The sequence below is a fragment of the Pseudomonadota bacterium genome (genome assembly GCA_039193195.1).
In the GTDB taxonomy this organism is placed as follows: domain Bacteria; phylum Pseudomonadota; class Gammaproteobacteria; order Steroidobacterales; family JBCBZW01; genus JBCBZW01.
The window spans coordinates 190,626-209,781 of record JBCCWS010000002.1 but is presented as its reverse complement, the minus strand read 5'-3'; the positions used below and the strand labels follow the sequence as shown (position 1 = coordinate 209,781).

Sequence of the window (19,156 nt, the reverse complement as noted above, 5' to 3'; positions counted from 1 at the left end):
CTCCGGTCCTTCGGCTGCCGCGCCTGCGATGTCTCTCGCAGGGCAACGGCAATCGCAATCGAACGGAGTAGCGGCTGTAGGCGGCTACCCCCTCAGGTCAAACCGCAAGTGTGCCCGACTGTGCTCCCGACATGAAGCGCGCGAGTTGCCGGTCGCCTAAGTCAGAGTGCCCGCAGCCGTTGCTTGACGGAGGCAGCGTGTCGTCGGCTGACGCGGAAGCAACGGCCTTCGCCACTCGCCTCGGTCATCCGAACCTGGTAGTGACCCTCCCGGGTGCGCTCCAGGGCGTCGAGGTGTCGGAGCGAGATCAGCGTTTCCCGGTGGATACGCACGAAGCGCTCTGGGAACTCAGCCTCCAGTGATTTCAAGGACTCGTCGATGAGCACTTCCCCAGCGTGATGGATCACGTTGGTGTACTTATTGTCTGCACAGAAGGCGACGATCGTGTCCAAGGCGATCACCTGAAGGCGTTCGCCGCAACGCGCGCTGATGGTAGTCCGCTGCTCCTTGCTGGGGGCGGGCGGCGCCTCGATTTCGCGGATCTGGGGACGCGTCGGGCGTTTCGCCTTCTCCAAGGCATTGGCGAGTTTTTCCTGGCGAATGGGCTTCACCAGGTAGTCTGCGGGGCTCGCCGAGTAGGCCTCCAGAGCGTGCTCACCATAAGCCGTCGTAAAGATCACCGCCGGTGCGCTCGGCATGCTGCTGATTTTCACCGCAGCCTCCAACCCGCCCATGCCGGGCATGCGGATGTCCATCAGCACCACGTCTGGTTCCTGTTGCGAGCACAGACGTACCGCGTCTTCCCCGGACATGGCTTCGGTAACCTTATTGCTGGGCGCGATGTCTACCAATTGCCGGCGCAGGCGTTCGCGCGCCGGAGCTTCATCGTCGACGATAAGAATCTTCACTGACTTTCGTCCCTGGATTGGTCCATGGGCAGCGTGAGCGTGGCGCGGAAGCCGTCCTGCCCACGGTGAGTGTCGAGCCGCGCTCGACCTTCACTGATAAGCGCCAAACGTTCGTGAATGTTCGCAAGTGCCATCCGATTTCCTTGGTGCGGCGGCGCAGCAGTCTGCTTCAGGCGTGGCACCGGATTATGTATGATGAGCTGGACGCACTGCTCGATCACCTGACCCCGAATGGAGACGGTGCCGCCGTCCGTCAGGCGCTCGACGCCATGATAGATGGCGTTTTCCAGGAGCGGCTGCAGCGTTAGCGCGGGAATGGCCACGTTCATCGGAACATCCTCTACCTGCCAATCTACGACCAAACGTTCGCGAAGCCGCTGCTGTTCGACCCGCGCGTAGACTCGGCATATTTCGATCTCTTGAGCGAGTGGGATGCGCTGACCGGTATCGGACAGGCTAGCGCGCATCAGTTCCGCCACGTCTTCCACCGCGGCTTCCGCCGCCGGTGGATCGGAGCGGGTCAGGGAGGCAATGGTGTTCATGCTGTTGAAGAGAAAGTGCGGTCGCATCCGTGCCTGCAGCACGCCGATGCGCGCCTTCGCCTGCCGTTCGAGGTTCAGTCGCCACTGGTGTGCTACGTAGAAGTAGCGCAGCAACAGCGCGCAGACCACGGCGCTTACTGCCAGGCTGCCGAGCAGGAAGGGGCCGTGGCGCTGTGGGAAAAACAGTTGAGGGCCTCCTCCTGTGCCGCCGAGAGTGAGGACGCCAATCCACCAGGTCGCCTCGGCAATCACGGCGGTAACGCCGAGAATCACCAAAAAGCAGCCGATCGATAGGCCCAACGTCCCGAGCGGCGCGAGTCTTGGGCGCAAGCTGCACAGCAACGCGGTGCCTGTCAGAGCGATCCAGATCAACAGCAGGGAGATCCGCGCGAGTTCGAGCCAGAAGAGCTCGCCGATCGGGACCCGAGCGAAGGTGAGCACGATCGCCACCAGCTCGACGATCAGCACCACCGTTAGCGCCATGCGCGGTTGGCAGAAGTCGGGGAGGTAGCAGGCGTCGAGGAGCGCCGACGGGGAGGTGTCGGACCCGGTCGGGGCCTCGCTCAGCTGTCGTCGCCGGCGAACATTCCCCGTTTCAGGCGGAACAGCGATGAGATGTCCTCCTCCGCATCGGGATCGCGTGCGAGCAGGCGTTCGTAGTGCAGCAAGGTCATCTCGACCACGGGCAGCCGCACGTCGTGCTCGTCAGCGATGGCCCGACAAATGGCCAGATCCTTGGCATGTAGGGCAACTTTGAATCCTAGTGGGTAGGTGTCGTTGCGCATGTTCGGGCCCCGCTGCTGCAGGAACCAGCTGCCGGCTGCGCCCGTCGATAAGGTAGCGATGACCGCCTCAAGGTCCAGGTCTTCAGCCTGCGCCAAGGCCATCCCTTCGCTCACCGCTTGGTTGATCCCCGCCACCATGATCTGGTTGACCGCCTTCGTCACCTGCCCTGCGCCCACCGGCCCCATGTGCGTGATTCGCCGGCCAAGGGCACTGAGTACGGGCAAGGCACGCTCAAAGGCTGCGAACTCGCCGCCGACGAGAATGGCGAGGGTGGCGTTGACGGCTCCCTCGGTGCCGCCGGTGACCGGACAATCCAAGAATTGAGCGCCGCGCGTCGCCACCCGTTGCGCCGCATCGCGAGCGGTTTGTGGCGAGGTGGTGGAGCAGTCGAGAACGAGCTTGCCCTCGCGTAGACCCGGCAGTAGCTGGTCGACCACGTTCAGCACGTCCGCGTCTGCACTGACGTTGGTGATCAGTACATCGCAGTCAGAAGCGAGGTCAGCGGGCGTATTCGTCTGCAGGCAACCTAATGATTCCGAGAGCTCCGCTGCGACGCTTGAGGTGCGGTTCCAGACCCCGCCCAGCAGCGCCTCTTTAGCGAGGTTAGCAGCCATCGGGGCGCCCATCGCGCCAAGGCCCAGAACGCCTGCGCGCAGGGTAGTCATTTGCAGAGAACCGTCACGGGTTACCGCTGCACCATTGGTCGACGGCCGCTTGGGCCTGCGCTTGTTCGGCGGCGATCTGCCCGTCGTTCAGGTAGATCTGCTGACCGTTCTCATCGACGCGGAAGGGGCGTCGTGCCACGGAGAGGGTGCGCAGGCGAGAACGAGCCTGGTCGCACCGATAGCGTCGTTGCTCCCGCTCGCGTTCACGCTCGACGCTGGCTTGCTGTGCGTCCTCAGCAGCCTGCTCGCGAGCGGCCTCCTGCGCTTCGCGCGTGGCTACTTCGTTTGCTACGCGCGCCTCATCCGTACGCCGGCTGGCCATTTCCATCGCCTGGGCGCCCGGGTGTTCGGGCTTATCGCTGTAGTGCACGGTGCCGTCGGCGTCGACCCATGTGAACAGGGTCTGCTCCTCGGCCAAGCTGGCGCTCGCGAGCACAGTGAGCAGGGCGGCGGCGGCGTAGTGCGATCGTTGCTTAGCCATCACTTACAGGTCTCGAAGAAGATCCCAATGACAATTTTCAGTCTATCACCGCTGTTGGACATGAATTCTCGACGACCGCACGTTTCCGTAGGGTGACGCCGATCAACGGTAGTGACGCGGCGACGGTCAGTCTTGAGGGGACTTACCCTCCAATTCAGCGATGCGCTCCTCGAGCTGCTCGACGCTCTCGTAGAGCCGCTTGAGCATATCGTTGCGCACATCGAACTCCTCGCGCGTGACCAAGTCCATGCGGCCGAGCGCTGATTGCAGAACGGCCTTGAAGTTGCCGTGAACGTCCTCGCGTAGGGCCCGCAGTCGCTCCGGCATGGCCGCATCGAGGCGGCGTGCGAGATCGTCGATGAATCGTGGGTCGAACCCTGGGTTGCTCATGGTGAGGTCCTCGTCGCGTCCGCCGCACCAACCTTGCGCCCAGCGGACATCGCGTAACTCGGAATCTTCGTCAGAAATCCGTGCCCAAGGCGCTGGCGATCCCGCGCACACTCGGCTCGGAGTGCCGTCTCGCCTGCTCCGAGGGAGCTGGTGAGAGGCAATGCTAACAAAGGTCGCGGGAGACCTGACGATGACGCTGGCACGCGTGCTCACCAGAGCTCAGTTGGGGGTTGAGGCGCCGCAGGTCACCGTGGAGGTGTTCCTGGGCCGGGGCCTGCCTCGCTTCACGATGGTCGGGCTCCCGGAGACGGCCGTCCGTGAGGCTCGCGAGCGGGTGCGCGCCGCCATCATGCAGAGCGGCTACGAGTTCCCTGCGCGGCCGATCACGGTGAACTTAGCGCCCGCCGACCTACCCAAAGAGGGTGGCCGCTTCGATCTGGCCATCGCGGTGGGCGTGCTCGTAGCGACGCGCCAACTGCCCGGCAACGACTTGCAGGCCATCGAGTGCTACGGCGAACTCTCTCTGGGCGGCACGTTGAGGCCGATCCGAGGTGCGATCTGCGTGGCCGCTCAAGCAGCGAGGGCCAAGCACGCCGTAATCGTGCCCGTAGCGAACGGCGAGGAAGCCGCCCTGCATGGGCAGGCCGAGGTTTTCGCGGCAGCCACCCTCGAGCAGGTCTGCGCCCATCTGTGTGGGCGACGTCCCCTGCGCGCCTGCGCGCCGCCGCGCCGCCCGCCGCCTGTCCAACCCGCCGACGCTCTCGACCTGTGTGACATACAGGGTCAGGCCACGGCGAGGCGAGCGCTTGAAATCGCGGCGGCAGGGGGGCACAGCTTGCTGATGGTCGGGCCCCCTGGCACCGGGAAGTCCATGCTGGCAACGCGTCTGCCAGGCCTATTGCCTGCGCTAACATCCGATGAACAGCTGCAGGTGGCCGTCGTTCACTCGCTAGCGGGCGCAGCGGTGGGTCCGCAGCTGGAGCGACCCTTCCGCGCGCCCCATCACAGCGCGACGGCCGCCGCTATGCTGGGGGGTGGTTCGAGCTTGCGGCCGGGCGAGATCTCCCTGGCGCACGGGGGTGTGTTGTTTCTCGACGAGCTTCCCGAGTTTCGCCGAGACGTGCTGGAGGGGTTGCGGGAGCCGCTCGAAGCGGGGCTGGTGCAGCTTGCGCGTGCGGCCGGCACAGCGTGCTTCCCGGCTCGCTTTCAGCTAGTGGCGGCGATGAACCCATGCCCGTGCGGCTACCTGGGCGAGGCGCGCTGCCGCTGCACGCCAGCGATGGTCAATCGTTATCGTCAGCGCATCTCCGGCCCGCTCCTCGATCGCATCGATCTGCAGCTTCATGTGCCGCGTCCCGCGCCGAGCGACCTGGACCCGGTGCGCCCAGCGTCGCCGCAGAGTGCCAACGTCGCCCAACGTGTGGCCGCCGTGCACGAGGTCCAGCGTGCGCGAAGCGGGTGCCTGAACAACGCGCTGACGCCGAGGCAGCTGAGGCAGGTGTGCCCACCAGACGCCCCGGGGCGAGCGCTCATGCGCGCGGCGGTTGAGCGCTTTGGACTCTCCGTCCGCGCGTTCCATCGGATGTTGAGGGTGGCGCGGACGGTTGCCGACTTAGAGGGAGAATCAGAGGTGACAACGAGTCACCTTTCAGAAGCACTAGGTTGGCGGGTGTCGCTAGATGTGCACTCGGCGGGTGTTGGAGAGGCAAGAGGGGCCGCTCGAGGGCGCCCCGACCTGCAGAGCGGGGCGCCAGCGTCGGGAGAGCCGTGAAGCTACTGGCTTTCGGTCACCATGTGGTCGACCGCAGCCTTCACCTGATCATCTGAGAGGTACGCGAAGCCGCCTTTCGCTGGCATCGCGTTCCACCCGTTGATTGCGTGCGCGTAGAGGGTTTCGTTGCCCTGTGCGATACGAGCGGTCCACGCTGCGGCGTCACCCACCTTCGGCGCGCCGGCGATACCAGCTGCGTGGCAGGCGTTGCAGCCCTGGTTGTAGATCGCGCTGCCGTCGATGGCTGGGACCGCCGCGGTGACCTCCTCCTTGGCCTGCGCCACCGCCGCCTCCGCTGTGTCCAATGCGGTTGCGACACCGTCGTCGGCGCTTTCGACCGCCTCTGCGGCCCCTGATGCGGCCTCCTCGACAGGCGCGCCGACGGACTCCGTGGCTGCGACGACGGCCTCAGCGGGGGAATCGCCTTCGCTATGGCTTTCGCTAGCGTCCTCGGCGTGGTGCTCCTCGGTTGCGTCACCGTGGCCATCGCCGCCGTGACTTGAGTCACCGTGGGCGGGGGGCGGGTCGCGAAAGGTCAGAGCGGTGGACCCCGTTGGACTGACGGTTACGCCGTCCCCTGCGGCCGCGACGGTGCCGACGGGTGCCGTCCTGGCCTCGATGGCTTCAAGGCGAGCGGGGTCCGCGCTCACCCATTGATCTTGAGTGTTGCCATCGACCACTTTCGCTAACACGTAGATGAAAATCGTGAATGCCACCAGCGAGGCGAGCACGTAGGAAAAGGTCTGAAAAAACCGGATATCTTGTGCAGTCACGTTTGCAACCTTGACTCATCTGGGCCGGAAGAGATCGCGCAGTATAACGGTGCGGCAAGGCAGCAGAAAGCGCCCGTTCGCACGTGTCGTGGACGTCGTGATACCGGCGCGGTTATATTGCGCGCTGGTTCTCGACAGGGCGATCCCGCCGGTCACGCCACCCCCAAAGCGCCTGTAGCTCAGCTGGATAGAGTACCGCCCTCCGAAGGCGGGGGTCACAGGTTCGAATCCTGTCAGGCGCGCCATCTCTGACCCACGAAAGCCGGTGGTCACGCGCCGCGTCCTCAACGTTCGCTCATTTCTTGGTACTGTGTAGATAATCAGTGATCCACGAGGTGGCGAAGATGACGGACGCTCGCGTTGTAAGCGGTCGTGGGGCGACCTGTTCGCCCAAACCGCGCTTTCTCGCGATTCAGCATGAGACAACTCCCGATGGTTGGACCGTGCCCGAGCCGCAGCGCGCTCCGCACACCCAAGTGCGCCGGGAGGTGCCGCGCACTCTCGTCACCTTCAACAGGTCGCCAGACCTGCCCTTCGATCGCACGGTCAATCCTTACCGCGGGTGTGAACACGGCTGTGTGTACTGCTTCGCGCGCCCTACCCACGCTTATCTGGATCTCTCGCCCGGCCTCGACTTCGAGACCAAGCTCGTCTGGAAGGCGGACGCGGATCAGGTGTTGCTGCGCCAGCTAGCCAGCCCGTCCTACCGCTGCGCGCCCATCGCCCTGGGCGCGAGTACCGATCCTTACCAGCCCATTGAACGTCGCTACGGTGTGACGCGCCGGGTACTGGAGACCCTGCTGGCCTGTCGCCATCCCGTCTCCATCGTCACCAAGGGTGCATTGATCGAGCGCGATCTCGATCTGCTCACCGAGCTTGCGGCACGGCGGTTAGTCAACGTGGCGATCAGCGTCACGACCCTGAGTGCTGACCTGAAGCGCAAGCTGGAGCCGCGCGCCAGCAGTGGCCAGCGGAGGTTGCAGATCATCGAGACCCTGGCTGGCGCGGGGGTGCCGGTGAGCGTACTGGCCGCGCCGATCATCCCCTTTGTGAATGACGCAGAGCTCGAGGACATTCTGCGGGCCGGGGCCCGGGCCGGCGCCATCGGCGCCAGCTACGTGATCCTGCGCTTACCCCACGAGGTGGCCGCCTTGTTCGAGGATTGGCTGGAGCAACACTACCCCGACCGCAAGGGGCGCGTGTTGAACGCCGTGCGGGGCATGCGAGGCGGCCGCCTGTACGATGCTCGATGGGGGCGCCGCCAGGCGGGACAGGGTGTGCTGGCGAAGCTGATTGCGCGGCGCTTCGACCTCGCCCGTGTCCGCTTCGGCCTGACGGACTCGGCCGATCGCACGCGCCTGGATGCCACGGCCTTCGCCGTGCCACCATCCCTACTTGCACGGCTCACGCGCGCATCGCAGAGTGAGCCGCAACTCGATTTGTTCTGAGCTCATCTCGCCCTATGCATAGAGCCGTCGCTTACGTCACCTGCAACCTAGCATTTTTGTTCATCGCCCTAGAGGCAGCGCCAAGCGCAGGCGCGGCGCTGGAGCAATCGGCACAGCAGTCGGTGTTCGATAGCTTGGCACCGACGGAGCAGGGCTTGCTCAGGATTCTTGACGCGGTGAGCGCCGGTGATCGCAAGCAAGCCATCGAGCTTTCGAATACGTTAGCGTCCACGGTGAGCGGTTTTGCACTGCTCGACGCCCTGCGAGAGGATCTGCGCGCTGCGCACGACGCCTCCACGATGGCGCTGCTGCAGGCGCGCTGGTTGGCGTCAGCGGCGCCGTCGCACAGGAGCTCTTCGACGGACGACACCTCGCTGCTTGCGCATGAGGCTGTTCAACGGTGGCGCCATCGAGACTACCCCGTACCCTCCTCGGTGCCGTTTGTGCTCGCCCTCGACAGATCGATTCGTCACCTGATAGTGGTGGAGACCTCAAGCTCGCGATTGTTTCTCTTCCGCAATGAGCCAGAGGGGTTGCGGCTGGAGCGTGACCTGTACGCGTCTCTTGGGCGCCGTGGCCCGGGTAAGAACATGGAGGGCGATGAGCGCACGCCCTTGGGCATCTACTTCACGCTCAGCCGAATGGATGAGGAGGGCCTGGCAGAGCGCTACGGTGCTCACGCGTTTCCCCTGGACTACCCCAACGCATGGGACCGGCGAGCGCAGCGTACGGGGCGTGGCATTTGGATTCACGGCGTGCCGGCGCAGACCTACTCGCGGCCCCCGCTCGACAGCGATGGCTGCGTGGCCCTGACGAACCCAGACATCCAATGGATGGCGAAGCGCTTGGCACCACGGCGAACGCCGGTGGTAATCGTCGAGCGCGTGCCTTGGAGCGTAGCGGGGCCGCCCGTACCGGATGCCGCCACGTTAGGGGAGCGCATCGAGCAGTGGTTGAGGGTGTGGGCTCTGGGCGGTGACGATGCTGCGTTGGCAGCATTCTACGAATCGCCCGCGCTGGCCCTTGGCCGCGCTCGACCGATCGTTGAGGAGGCGGCCGACGCCCCCGAGATGCGGCGTCTGGCGTTGATTCAGGATCCCTCCACACCGGATCTGGTCGTGGCTAGCTACGGCGATACGTCAGGCGGTTGGTACCGCCAGTACTGGCGTCAGGACGGCGCTGGGCAGTGGCGAATCGCGGCGGAGCGGTTGAGGCCACCCCGCCGCGAATAAGGGCGGGCGCCTAGCCGCGCCCGTCGTTGCCTGCTGGGGCGCTGACGCTAGCGGACGCATCCTCCGTGTCGCTCGCACTTTCCACGGCGACGAGATAGTCGATCACGCGCAGCAGATTAGGGTAGCTGCCCGCCATGCTAGCGTCTGTGCGGTACTTACCGTTGACGTACACGGAAGGCACGCTCTGCAGGCGGTAGCGTTCCGCCATCGTGTTGCTCTTCTTCAGCTTCGCATCCACGGGGAATGAAGCCATAGCCTTCTCGAAGGCAGCTTTATCCACTCCCTGCTCGACGAAGAACGCGCCTAGCGCTTTCGGCGTCATCAGTCGGTTCTTGCGCACGTGGAATTCGCGGAAAAACTCCCCGTGCACGTCCTCGAGCACGCCTAGGCTCTCGGCCGCGTAGTAGGCCTTCGCATGCAGCTCGGCGACGCGATTGAAGCTGGCTGGCACGCGAACGAAATTGACGTTCGCCGGCTTGCGCTCTAGCCAGTTCTCTACGTGCGGCTCGAAGCTGAAGCAGTGCGGGCAGCTGTACATGAAGAACTCGGTGACCTCCACGGTGCCTGCGGGGCTGGAGGTCGGCTGGGCCTGGGGTAGGCGCTCGAAGTGCACACCCTCCTGGAACAGTGCCTGGGCGAGCCGTGTGGGCGCCTGCTCAGCACAGGCGGCGCCGGAGAAGGCGGTGAGGGCGGCCAGGGTCAGGCCGGCGAGGAACTTCATATTCTGTCTCCCTGAACAATGGGCGATCGGGTGCCGCCCTGGGTCGTCGCTAGCTCTGACGGCGGCGGCCGGCGGAAGTTCGGCGGCCCCGCCACGTAAGGCCTGGGGGCCGCCGCAGGTACCCGCATGAGTCTTAGTACAGGCCCTGCAGGTACCCGGCGAGGGCGTCGATTTCCGCATCCGTCAATCGCTGGGCGATCGCACTCATGATCGGGTGTTCGCGTTCACCCGAGCGGTAGTTTTTGAGTGCGTTGGCAGTGTAGGTCGCCTGCTGACCGCCTACGGCTGGCATCAAGGCGCCGGGGTTACCTCGCCCTGACGGCCCGTGGCATCCCATGCAAGCGGCCAGTCCCGTGGTGGCATTGCCGCCGCGATAGAGCTTTTCACCCTTCGTGACTGTTCCCTCCACGGCACCCGGGACCTTCAACGTCTGGCTGGAGAAGTACGCGGCGAGGTCCTTGATGTCCTCGTCAGAAAGATTCGCCGCCTGTGACGACATCAACATGTTCTGGCGCTTGCCCGAACGGAACCACTCAAGCTGCGTAATGATGTAGGACGCATGCTGACCGGCGAGCGCGGGCCACTCTGGGTTGAAGCTGTTGCCATCGGCGCCGTGGCATGCAGCGCAAACAGCGGATTTACCCTGACCGGCTTCTGGCGAGCCGGCGGCATGGGCGGCTCCCATCAGCAGGGCAGAGGCGGTGACCAAGGCAACTGCACAGTGCTTTGCTGCTATATGCATACTCTTTAATGCTCCGTTCCGATATCGTTGCGGTGCGCCACGGGGCGCGAATTGTACAGCAAAGGGGGCGCCCATGAACGCGACCGGGAGCCCATCCCTTCCACTTGCAAATTTTCTTACCAGCGCCGCCGAGGTCAGGGGTTTCCCTCACGATTCCGGTCGTGAAGTGGTGTTCGCGGGACGCTCGAATTGCGGCAAGTCAACCGCTATCAATGCGATTACCAATCGCCGCGGGCTGGCCCGGACGAGCAAGACGCCCGGCCGCACGCAGCTCATCAATTTCTTCGATCTCCAAGACCTCGGTCGCCTCGCCGACCTGCCGGGCTACGGTTTCGCTCAGGTGCCGCCTAAGGTGAAAGCGCAGTGGGCACAGCTCATGGAAAGCTACTTCGCTCAGCGTCGCTCCTTGGTTGGCATGATGTTGATCATGGACGCGCGTCGCCCCCTCGGACCCTTCGACCGGCAGATGCTCGCCTTCGCGCAAGCCCACAAGCCGGAGATTCATGTTCTCTTGTCAAAGGCCGACAAGCTCAACCGCAACGAATCCACGCGCACCCTGACGTCCGTGCGGCGCGAACTCGGCGAGGGCGTAGGCGTTCAACTGTTCTCTGGGCTGCGTCGGGTTGGTGTCGACGAGGCTCGCCAGGTGACGCGCCGATGGTTGGAGGGGGATTCGGCCGATCTAGCCAATTCGATTCAGGCCCGACGATCGACTTGACCTGGCGCATGAACTCTGGGAAAAAAACCCCGGTGGCTGCAGGGGAATTACAGCCACCGGGGTCAGCGGTGTCGCGCCTGGCCGGGGAAAGCCAGGCCGCGGAGCCCGTCTAGGGAGAACAACGGGCAAGCGCACTAACAACGCTCACAGATATAGATGCGGGTAGGCACCGAAGAGTTCCACCCGCGTCGCAAAAATTATCAGTGGGCCTCTTCCCAGTTCCTGCCGCCCCCCGCCTCGACCTTCAGCGGTACCGCCAACTCAGCGGCGCCGCTCATCCTCCGCACGAGCCCGCTGCTCACGTCCGAGACGGCGTCCTCGCTAACCTCGACCACCAACTCGTCGTGTACCTGCATGATGAGGCGGGCATCGCGAGCGTGTTCGTCGCTCAGCCACTGCTCCACGGCGATCATGGCGCGCTTGATGATATCTGCGGCGGTGCCCTGCATCGGCGCGTTGATCGCGCTGCGCTCCGCGTACTGGCGGCGCTGGTAGTTACGCGAATTGATCTCCGGCAGATACAGCCGCCGCCCGAACACCGTCTCCACGTACCCGTCCTCACGCGCTTGGGCACGCGTGTCGTCCATGAACCTGCGCACGCCGGGGTAGCGCTCGAAGTAGCGATCGACATACTCACGGGCGGCTGACTGAGGAATGCCCAGCTGACGCGCCAGCCCGAAAGGTGACATGCCGTAGATCAGCCCGAAGTTGATCGCCTTCGCCGAACGGCGCTGATCGGCGGTAACCTCCTCAACGCTGAGCGCACCGAAGACCTCAGCGGCGGTAGCCTGGTGAATATCACGATCCTCGGCAAACGCGCGCACCAGGTTCTCGTCGTCGGACAGGTGGGCCATGATGCGTAGCTCGATCTGGCTGTAGTCCGCGGAGATCAGCCGCCATCCTGGGGCAGGCACGAAGGCGCGACGAATGCGTCGACCCTCCGGTCGTCGGATGGGGATGTTCTGCATGTTGGGGTCTGCGGACGACAGGCGTCCGGTGGCCGCCACCGCCTGGTGGTAGGTCGTGCGTACACGCCCGTCCTGCTCCGATGCGACTCGCGGCAGGCTGTCGATGTAGGTGGACTTGAGCTTTGCCAACGCGCGGTGCTCAAGGATCAGTCGAGGTAAAGCGAAGTCTTGCGACAGCTCCTCCAGCACATCTTCCGCTGTAGACGGTTGACCGCTCGGTGTCTTGCGACTCACTGGCAAGCCGAGCTTGCCAAAGAGGATCTCCTGCAGTTGCTTTGGTGAGCCTAGGTTGAAGGTCTCACCGGCCTCCTCGAAGGCCCGAGTCTCGAGCGTCTTCAGCTGCGCACCGATCTCCTTGCCCTGTTCGGCCAGCTGCTCGGCATCCACCAGAACCCCTCGTGCTTCCATGCGACGGAGCACCTCGGCCAAAGGCAATTCGAGGTCGCGGTAGAGATTGGCGAGTGCGGGCGTTGCCTCGAGCTGTCCGATCAGCGTGTCGTGCAAACTCAGCATGGCGGCCGTTCGCGGCGCGATCCACTCGGCCGCACGCTCGATCTCAAGCTCGTCGAAGCCGAGTTGCTTAGCTCCCTTGCCGGCGATGGACACATAGTCATCCAGGGCCAGGCCACCGTACTTCAGGCCGAGCTCATCGAGTGAATGACGCCCCGTGGTGCTATTGACCACGTAGGAGGCGAGCATGAGATCGCTGTCGATAGCGGTTGCCGCCACATTCCAGTAGGCGAGCACGTGCCGGACCCGCTTCGCGTCGTGGGCGACCAGTGAGGGTGTGCCCTCCAAAAGAGGGCGCAAGGCTTCGATCAGGGCATTCACGGGCAGTTGATCGGGCACGCCTGGGTAGCGGTGCGCCGTCGGTAAGTACGCTACCCGAGCGCCACCTTCCCACGCGACCGAGATGCCGACGAGATCCGCCGCGGACTGCTGCTCCGGTCGTAGCGTGTGCACGTCGAGGGCAATGCGAGCTTGCGTGGTGAGTGTTGACGTTAGGTCTTTGAGGGTTGCCTCATCGCTCACCAGCTGCAGCGACCGCTCACTCGTCTGCTCGCCGTGGGGCGCGGAGGGCTGGGCGTGGCTGGCGCCAGGTGCATCGTGGGGTAGCTGGCGAAGCAGGGTACCGAACTCAAGCTCTGTGTAAAGCGTGCGCAGCGCGCCTACGTCGGGCGCTTCGCGGGCAAGGCCCGTCGCGTTCACCTCCAGATCGAGATCGCAGCGGATAGTCGCGAGCTGACGGGAGAGATAGGCATCCTCGCGATGCTCCGAGAGTTTCTCGCCGATTCGCTTGGCGCCGCGCACCTTGGCCTCGGCAAGCCTATCCAGATTGGCATAGATGCCGTCTAAGTGTTCGAAGGTACCGAGCAGACCCGCGGCGGACTTCTGTCCAACGCCGGGCACACCGGGTATGTTGTCAGAGGTGTCGCCAACGAGGGCCAGGTAGTCCACGATTTGTTCCGGCTGTACGCCAAACTTCGCGATCACACCCTCACGGTCGAGTTGCGTATCGAACATGGTGTTGACCAAGCGTACGTCGTCGTTGACCAGCTGGGCCATGTCCTTATCGATAGTAGATACCACTGTCTTCCACCCGGCTGTGCGGGCCTGTGTACACAGGGTGCCAATGACGTCGTCTGCCTCCACTCCGGGAACCTGCACGATGGGCATTCCAAGGGCGCGGACCGTGGCATACAGAGGTTCGATCTGCACCTTCAGATCGTCGGGCATGGATGGACGTTGGGCCTTGTACTCGGCGTAGATGTCGTCGCGAAAGGTCTTGCCGCGGGCGTCAAACAGTACGGCGATGTGCGTCGGTTCGGTCTCCTGGAGAAACTTATTGAGCATATTAACCACGCCGTAGACAGCTCCCGTGGGGCGTCCATCGGCGCTGGTCAATGGGGGCAAGGCGTGAAAGGCGCGGTAAAGGTAAGAGGACCCATCGATGAGATAGAGGGTGTTCCGTTGGCCTTGACCGGCCTTGCTGCTCGTGCTCGCTGCCATGATTGGGGTGCCTAGTGGGCCGGTTGGTAAATAAGGTGACGCTCAGCGCTACTCGCCCTTCGGGTCTGCGTAGGGGCAGCGTCCGCGGCGTTGCATCGCTTGCCAATGGCGATGCCATTGGCTGCGCGACGCGCCTTGCCGACGCTGCCCCTACGCAGACTGAGCGTTACCTTGTTTACCAAGCGACCCACTAGCCTGCGCTGCCGGTGCCAAGGCCAGCGTTCCGTGCCGGTAGAAGATGTTCACCGCGCATCAACGCCTCCAGCGGCTCGCGCTCGCGTACTAGGTGCGCATCTAGGCCGTCCACGAGAATCTCCGCCGCCCTTGGCCGGGCGTTGTAGTGTGAACTCATGCTCGCCCCGTAGGCGCCGGCCTCACCCACGGCCAGAAGCATCTTCGGCGCCAGGGGCAGGGCGCGGTCGCGGGCGATGAAGTCCGCGCTCTCGCAAACGGGGCCGACGACATCGCAGCGCACAGGCAGGCAACCCTCGCCCGCCGCATGGACAGGCGCCACAGGTACCTCGGCCCCGTAGAGGGCAGGGCGCAAGAAGTCGTTCATGCCGGCGTCGGTTAGGGCGAAGGTGCGATCGCCATTGCGTTTCACGTAGTGCACTCGTGTCAACAGGGTGCCTGCCTCGGCGACGATGGAGCGCCCCGGTTCGATCACGATCTCGCGTCCACGGCTTCCCTGACCCGCTGCCTTCACCAAGCACTGCACATAGGCATCAATGCCTGGCGTGCGCTGGTTTTGATCCCCGTTCAGGCCGAGGCCGCCCCCAAGATCGAGGTGATCAATGATGATGTCATCTGTTGCTTCGAGCTCGTCAGCGAGCGTCACCAGTGCCCCCGCTGCACTCGAGAAGGCGTCGAGCTGGCGAATCTGTGAGCCGATATGGCAGGCGATCCCGCTCACCTGCAGGCCTGGGTGTTGAGCGGCGCGCCGGTAGAGCGCGGGGGCCTCGGCGATCGGTATGCCGAACTTGTGATCGCTGAGGCCCGTGGCAATGTAGGGGTGCGTGTCGACGCTGATGTTGGGATTCACACGGATGGCGACTCGCGCCTGCGCGCTGGCTTGCGCGGCAAGTTCGCCGAGCGTGTCTAGCTCTGCTTCAGACTCCACGTTGAAGCAACGGATGCCGCGGGCGAGGGCGATGGTGAGGTCTTCGGGGGTCTTGCAGACGCCGGAGTAGACCACTCGTGCAGGGTCGGCACCGGCGGCGAGTACTCGCTGCAGTTCTCCGATTGAGACGATGTCGAAGCCCGCCCCGACGCTGGCCAGCTGCTGCAGCAGGGCGATGTTGCCGTTCGCCTTCACCGCGTAGCAGACAAGGTGCGGATGGACGCCGAAGGCCCGATCGTAGGCGCGCCAGGCGTCGAGCAGCATGCGTTTGGAGTAGACCCAGCAGGGGGTGCCGAAGCGCGCGGCTAGGTGCGCGAGGCTCACCCCTTCGCAGTGCAAGGTGCCGTCGTGTGAGACGAAGGCGTCATCCACAAGTGATGCCATCAGGCGCCCGGCTCCTCGTCGCGCTCCTCATCCTCCGCGGGCCCGCCTTGGGTCTGTTCTGCCGGATCCGGGGTTCCTGGGAGATAAAGGACACCACGTTGGCCGCAGGCGCTGACCGTGAAGGCCAGCAGGAGGGCGACGACGAGTCCCTGTTGCACCTTCACGAAGTGGCCACCGCACCGAGGACGGCCATGGTGAGACGACTGGTGCACACCAGGCGCTCCCGCCCGTCAGCGATATCGATTTGCCAGACGTGGGTGCTGCGGCCGAGGTGTTTGGGCGATGCCCGGCCGGTCACGATGCCGTCTCGGACGCCGCGCACGTGGTTGGCGTTGATATCCAGACCCACGCAGGGACTATCGGGGCCCACCACCAGACTCGCCGCCGTACTGCCCAGGCTCTCGGCCAGCACCACCGACGCCCCACCGTGAAGGAGACCGAAGGGCTGCCGCGTGCGCCTATCTACGGGCATTGTGGCGCACAGGTAATCCTCACCGATGGCGGTAAAGGTGATTCCAAGGTGCGCGAGAAGCGTGTCGTGCGACATTGCGTTCAGTTGCTCGAGGCTTGGGGCAGACTTCCAGATCATTCAGTGCACTCCCGGCGGAACCGTAGCGTTTGAAGCATACACAACCGGCCTGTGGGGCTGCGATTAGGAGGAGATTTGCCGGCGCTGGCGGCTATACTTCGCACGCGAAGGCAGATCCCGGGGGAGCGGGCCTTGTTAGAGCGGATCGAATTGGCGTATCGAGGCGGTGGTGATGCACCGCGCAGTTCGAGCGGCGAAGCCGACGAGCCAGTGGCGGGCAGCGTCATCTGGATGCACGGGCTAGGCGCCGACGGTCACGATTTCGAGCCGATCGTGCCTGAGCTCGATCTGCCGCAGGGCCTGTTGCTGCGCTTCGTCTTCCCTCACGCGCCCCACCGCGCCGTGACCATCAACAACGGCTTTGTCATGCGCGCGTGGTACGACATCTACTCCCTCGACCGCCTCAACCAGCAGGATGAGGACGGCATTCGCGAGAGTGCCGCTGCTATCGACGCTTTGATCGATGCCGAGATCGAACGGGGTGTGCCGCCCTCGAAGATCGTGCTCGCGGGATTCTCCCAAGGGGGGGTTCTCGCCTATTACGCGGGCCTGCGCCGAACCCAGCCGCTGGCCGGCGTAGTAGCCCTCTCCTGCTATCTGCCCTTTGCGGGTGGCTTGGCCTGCGCCCTGCCTGAGGGTGGTCCGCATGCACCGCCGATTTTCGCCGCTCATGGCGCCCAGGACCCAACGATTCCTGTCGCCCTCGGCGAGGCTGCGCGCGACGCCTTGGCGAAACGCGGCTACGCCGTTACTTGGAAGCGCTACGCGATGGGCCACTCCGTGTGCCTGGAGGAGGCCCGTGCGGTGGGGAGCTTCATCGCCGGGGTGATCGGCCCCGCTTAACGCGCCGCCTCGCTTTTCCCCGAGTACCGCGCGAACCAGGCCAGGATGTTGTCCACCTTGGCGATCAGCTGTGAGGGTCGGCGGGCGATGCCGTGGGAAGCGCCCGGGATACGCACCATCGCCGTGTCCACGCCGCGCAGTTTCAGTGCCTGATAGTACTGTTCGCTCTCCGAGATAGGCGTGCGAAAGTCTTGCTCGCCCGTAAGTAGCATGGTCGGTGTCTTCACGTTGCCCACCAGCGAGAGCGGTGAGCGCACCCAATAACTGTCGGGGTCCTCCCAGGGCATGGAGGCGAACCAGTAGCGGGTGAAGTATGGGTAGCCATCCGCGGTGAGGGAGAAGCTGAGCCAGTTGATCACGGGCTTGGCCACCACGGCGGCTCGGAAGCGGTCGGTCTTGCCCACTATCCACGCGGTCAGTACTCCGCCTCCAGAGCCACCGGTAACGTACAGCCGATGTTCATCGACGATGCCGCGGGCGATGACGGCGTCCACGCCGGACATCAGATCATCGTAGTCTTTACTTGGATAGGCGTGGTGAATCTCCTGGGCGAAGGCCTGGCCGTAGCTCGTGCTGCCGCGCGGGTTGGTGTAGAGCACGACGTACCCGGCCGCCGCATATAGCTGAGCCTCCGAGGAGAACGCCGGCCCGTAGGCCGCGTGGGGGCCGCCGTGGATCTCGAGGATCAGCGGGTAGGTCTCGTTCTTCTGATAGTGCGGCGGATAGACCAGCCAGCCCTCGATCTCCAGCTCGTCGGCGCTCGACTTCCAGGCGAGGCGCTCCACCCGGCCTAGCGTGCGATGGCCGAGGAGGTCCTCGTTTAGCGCGGTCATGCGCAGCTCGCGCTCGCCGCGGCGCACGTAGATATCAGCGGGACGCTGGGCGCCGCCGCCGCTCGTGTAGGCGATCGTGCCGCCTGCAACGGAGAAGCTGCCGCTCGTGTAGGGACGGCCGAGGGTGGTGCCGCCGAGGCCCTCGGCGACTACGCGCCGGTCCTTGCCGTCGGGACGGATCGCTGCGACTTGGGTGCGGCCGTGGTCATCGAACTGGAACCAGAGATTGCCGTCGTCGCCCCACTGGATATTGCCTACGGAGCGATCGAAATCCGCCGTGAGGGGACGTGATTCGCTACCGTCAGCATTCATTAGGTAAAGGCGCGTCTGCTGGCTGCTGAGGCGCTCGTCGTCGAAACCCAGGTAGGCGATCTGGCGGCCGTCCGGTGACGGGCGGGGGCTGAAGTCTGGGCCGTCCCGATCAGCGGTGAGTTGGGTGAGCGCGCCGGTCTCAAGGCGCAAAGACCAGATCTCGCTCTCCTGTGGATCTTGGTCCCAGTCCGCACTGCGATCGGCGGAGAACAGCACGGCGCTGCCGTCTGGGGTAAACACGGGCGCGCCATGATTGAAGTCGCCGTCGGTGAGCTGGTGCGGCGTCCCGCCGTCCGCGGGAACGACGAATACGTGAGTGAATCTCGGTTGCAACATTCCAGCACCGTCGGCGCGATAGTACGTGTGATCGATGTACTTCGCCCCGGGCGCCCATTCAGCGCCCTCGGGAGCCGCGGGTGGCGCCGCAAGCGGTTTCGTAGAGGCGTCCACGTCCATGGCGAAGGCCAAATGGCGGCCGTCCGGCGACCAGATGAGGCCTTCGGGGCTGCTGTCGAGGGTGGCAACGGCGGCGGTCTCACCGCTGTCGAGCCAGCGCACGCGAATGACCGGGCCGGCGTCACTGCCGGCCACGTAGGCAAGGCGCTCGCCGTCGGGCGACCAGCGCGGGGAGCCCACGCTGCCCTCACCCGTGACCAGTGGGCGATGGGCACCTGACTCCACGTCGATCACCCAGAGGCTGCCCGCAGTGCGGTCCTGCATGACATCGTTGGCCCGGCGGACGTAGATCACCTTGTCGCCGAAGGGGGAGACCTGCGGATCGTCGGCGTACTCGAGGTCGAACACGTCCATGCGATCGAAGATCGGTGGGCTCTTGTGAGGCTCGGCGAGGGCCGTGCTGCAAATCAGCGCGGCCACAGCGATCGTGGACCATCCGGCGTTGATGTGGCGGGTCATGGCAA

General features: G+C 64.7%; 18 protein-coding genes and 1 tRNA gene. 6 read left to right on the top strand and 13 right to left on the bottom strand.

What is annotated here, in order from left to right:
• Positions 1-161: 161 nt before the first annotated feature.
• The 5 genes from AAGA68_03160 to AAGA68_03140 all read right to left on the bottom strand — a co-directional run bounded on the left by AAGA68_03160 (position 162) and on the right by AAGA68_03140 (position 3,772).
• Positions 162-908, bottom strand: coding sequence for a LytTR family DNA-binding domain-containing protein (locus AAGA68_03160; protein ID MEM9384031.1), 747 nt, complete (start codon positions 906-908; stop codon positions 162-164).
• Entirely contained in the window at positions 905-1,933 is a 1,029-nt protein-coding gene (locus tag AAGA68_03155; protein ID MEM9384030.1) for a histidine kinase, read from the bottom strand. Before AAGA68_03155 ends, AAGA68_03160 begins: the two co-directional genes overlap by 4 nt.
• Positions 1,934-2,013: 80 nt before the next feature.
• Positions 2,014-2,901 (bottom strand): NAD(P)-dependent oxidoreductase, encoded by an 888-nt coding sequence (locus AAGA68_03150; protein MEM9384029.1) that lies wholly within the window; start codon positions 2,899-2,901, stop codon positions 2,014-2,016.
• A gap of 13 nt (positions 2,902-2,914) precedes the next feature.
• Entirely contained in the window at positions 2,915-3,382 is a 468-nt protein-coding gene (locus AAGA68_03145) for a DUF4124 domain-containing protein (protein MEM9384028.1), read from the bottom strand.
• Between the two features lie 126 nt (positions 3,383-3,508).
• Positions 3,509-3,772, bottom strand: coding sequence for an accessory factor UbiK family protein (locus tag AAGA68_03140; protein MEM9384027.1), 264 nt, complete (start codon positions 3,770-3,772; stop codon positions 3,509-3,511).
• Between the two features lie 190 nt (positions 3,773-3,962).
• Between AAGA68_03140 and AAGA68_03135 the strand changes: the two genes are divergently transcribed.
• A complete protein-coding gene (locus AAGA68_03135) occupies positions 3,963-5,543 on the top strand; it encodes a YifB family Mg chelatase-like AAA ATPase (protein MEM9384026.1) in 1,581 nt (526 codons plus the stop codon).
• 2 nt (positions 5,544-5,545) lie between these two features.
• Here AAGA68_03135 and AAGA68_03130 read toward each other — a convergent pair whose 3' ends face one another.
• The gene (locus AAGA68_03130; protein MEM9384025.1) at positions 5,546-6,316 is read right to left on the bottom strand and encodes a c-type cytochrome; all 771 of its coding nucleotides are present in this window, start codon (positions 6,314-6,316) and stop codon (positions 5,546-5,548) included.
• A 168-nt stretch (positions 6,317-6,484) separates the two neighbouring features.
• On the opposite strand from AAGA68_03130, the gene AAGA68_03125 reads away from it, so the two are divergent.
• The 3 genes from AAGA68_03125 (at position 6,485) to AAGA68_03115 (ending at position 8,996) form a co-directional block, all read left to right on the top strand.
• A tRNA-Arg gene (locus AAGA68_03125) sits at positions 6,485-6,561 on the top strand.
• A 99-nt stretch (positions 6,562-6,660) separates the two neighbouring features.
• Entirely contained in the window at positions 6,661-7,764 is a 1,104-nt protein-coding gene (locus AAGA68_03120; GenBank protein MEM9384024.1) for a PA0069 family radical SAM protein, read from the top strand.
• Between the two features lie 14 nt (positions 7,765-7,778).
• Positions 7,779-8,996 (top strand): L,D-transpeptidase, encoded by a 1,218-nt coding sequence (locus tag AAGA68_03115; GenBank protein ID MEM9384023.1) that lies wholly within the window; start codon positions 7,779-7,781, stop codon positions 8,994-8,996.
• A gap of 10 nt (positions 8,997-9,006) precedes the next feature.
• Here the strand turns inward: AAGA68_03115 and AAGA68_03110 are convergent, their stop codons facing one another.
• Together AAGA68_03110 and AAGA68_03105 are read right to left on the bottom strand one after the other, a co-directional pair.
• On the bottom strand, positions 9,007-9,717 hold the full coding sequence (locus AAGA68_03110; protein MEM9384022.1) for a thiol:disulfide interchange protein DsbA/DsbL: 711 nt from the start codon (positions 9,715-9,717) through the stop codon (positions 9,007-9,009).
• 133 nt (positions 9,718-9,850) lie between these two features.
• Entirely contained in the window at positions 9,851-10,459 is a 609-nt protein-coding gene (locus AAGA68_03105; GenBank protein MEM9384021.1) for a c-type cytochrome, read from the bottom strand.
• A gap of 73 nt (positions 10,460-10,532) precedes the next feature.
• On the opposite strand from AAGA68_03105, the gene yihA reads away from it, so the two are divergent.
• A complete protein-coding gene (gene yihA, locus AAGA68_03100) occupies positions 10,533-11,177 on the top strand; it encodes a ribosome biogenesis GTP-binding protein YihA/YsxC (protein ID MEM9384020.1) in 645 nt (214 codons plus the stop codon).
• A gap of 200 nt (positions 11,178-11,377) precedes the next feature.
• Here yihA and polA read toward each other — a convergent pair whose 3' ends face one another.
• From polA to AAGA68_03080, 4 genes are all read right to left on the bottom strand, one after another.
• Entirely contained in the window at positions 11,378-14,155 is a 2,778-nt protein-coding gene (gene polA, locus AAGA68_03095) for a DNA polymerase I (GenBank protein MEM9384019.1), read from the bottom strand.
• A 190-nt stretch (positions 14,156-14,345) separates the two neighbouring features.
• Positions 14,346-15,659 carry a diaminopimelate decarboxylase gene (lysA, locus tag AAGA68_03090; GenBank protein ID MEM9384018.1) on the bottom strand — a complete coding sequence of 438 codons (1,314 nt, stop codon included), beginning with the start codon at positions 15,657-15,659 and terminating at the stop codon, positions 14,346-14,348.
• Entirely contained in the window at positions 15,659-15,823 is a 165-nt protein-coding gene (locus AAGA68_03085) for a lipoprotein (protein ID MEM9384017.1), read from the bottom strand. Before AAGA68_03085 ends, lysA begins: the two co-directional genes overlap by 1 nt.
• A complete protein-coding gene (locus tag AAGA68_03080; GenBank protein ID MEM9384016.1) occupies positions 15,820-16,248 on the bottom strand; it encodes a hotdog fold thioesterase in 429 nt (142 codons plus the stop codon). The genes AAGA68_03085 and AAGA68_03080 overlap by 4 nt, the downstream gene beginning before the upstream one ends.
• A gap of 132 nt (positions 16,249-16,380) precedes the next feature.
• Between AAGA68_03080 and AAGA68_03075 the strand changes: the two genes are divergently transcribed.
• Complete coding sequence (locus AAGA68_03075; GenBank protein ID MEM9384015.1) at positions 16,381-17,091, top strand: dienelactone hydrolase family protein; 711 nt, start codon at positions 16,381-16,383, stop codon at positions 17,089-17,091.
• Here AAGA68_03075 and AAGA68_03070 read toward each other — a convergent pair.
• Positions 17,088-19,151, bottom strand: coding sequence for a S9 family peptidase (locus AAGA68_03070; GenBank protein MEM9384014.1), 2,064 nt, complete (start codon positions 19,149-19,151; stop codon positions 17,088-17,090). The genes AAGA68_03075 and AAGA68_03070 overlap by 4 nt on opposite strands.
• Positions 19,152-19,156: the final 5 nt, after the last annotated feature.

Excerpts from the sequence above, each read along its gene's own strand:
- AAGA68_03155 (MEM9384030.1), bottom strand. The coding sequence starts at position 1,933 with ATGGCGCTAACGGTGGTGCTGATCGTCGAGCTGGTGGCGATCGTGCTC.
- AAGA68_03150 (MEM9384029.1), bottom strand. The coding sequence starts at position 2,901 with ATGACTACCCTGCGCGCAGGCGTTCTGGGCCTTGGCGCGATGGGCGCC.
- AAGA68_03145 (MEM9384028.1), bottom strand. The coding sequence starts at position 3,382 with ATGGCTAAGCAACGATCGCACTACGCCGCCGCCGCCCTGCTCACTGTG.
- AAGA68_03140 (MEM9384027.1), bottom strand. The coding sequence starts at position 3,772 with ATGAGCAACCCAGGGTTCGACCCACGATTCATCGACGATCTCGCACGC.
- AAGA68_03135 (MEM9384026.1), top strand. The coding sequence starts at position 3,963 with ATGACGCTGGCACGCGTGCTCACCAGAGCTCAGTTGGGGGTTGAGGCG.
- AAGA68_03120 (MEM9384024.1), top strand. The coding sequence starts at position 6,661 with ATGACGGACGCTCGCGTTGTAAGCGGTCGTGGGGCGACCTGTTCGCCC.
- AAGA68_03115 (MEM9384023.1), top strand. The coding sequence starts at position 7,779 with ATGCATAGAGCCGTCGCTTACGTCACCTGCAACCTAGCATTTTTGTTC.
- AAGA68_03110 (MEM9384022.1), bottom strand. The coding sequence starts at position 9,717 with ATGAAGTTCCTCGCCGGCCTGACCCTGGCCGCCCTCACCGCCTTCTCC.
- AAGA68_03105 (MEM9384021.1), bottom strand. The coding sequence starts at position 10,459 with ATGCATATAGCAGCAAAGCACTGTGCAGTTGCCTTGGTCACCGCCTCT.
- yihA (MEM9384020.1), top strand. The coding sequence starts at position 10,533 with ATGAACGCGACCGGGAGCCCATCCCTTCCACTTGCAAATTTTCTTACC.
- polA (MEM9384019.1), bottom strand. The coding sequence starts at position 14,155 with ATGGCAGCGAGCACGAGCAGCAAGGCCGGTCAAGGCCAACGGAACACC.
- lysA (MEM9384018.1), bottom strand. The coding sequence starts at position 15,659 with ATGGCATCACTTGTGGATGACGCCTTCGTCTCACACGACGGCACCTTG.
- AAGA68_03080 (MEM9384016.1), bottom strand. The coding sequence starts at position 16,248 with ATGATCTGGAAGTCTGCCCCAAGCCTCGAGCAACTGAACGCAATGTCG.
- AAGA68_03070 (MEM9384014.1), bottom strand. The coding sequence starts at position 19,151 with ATGACCCGCCACATCAACGCCGGATGGTCCACGATCGCTGTGGCCGCG.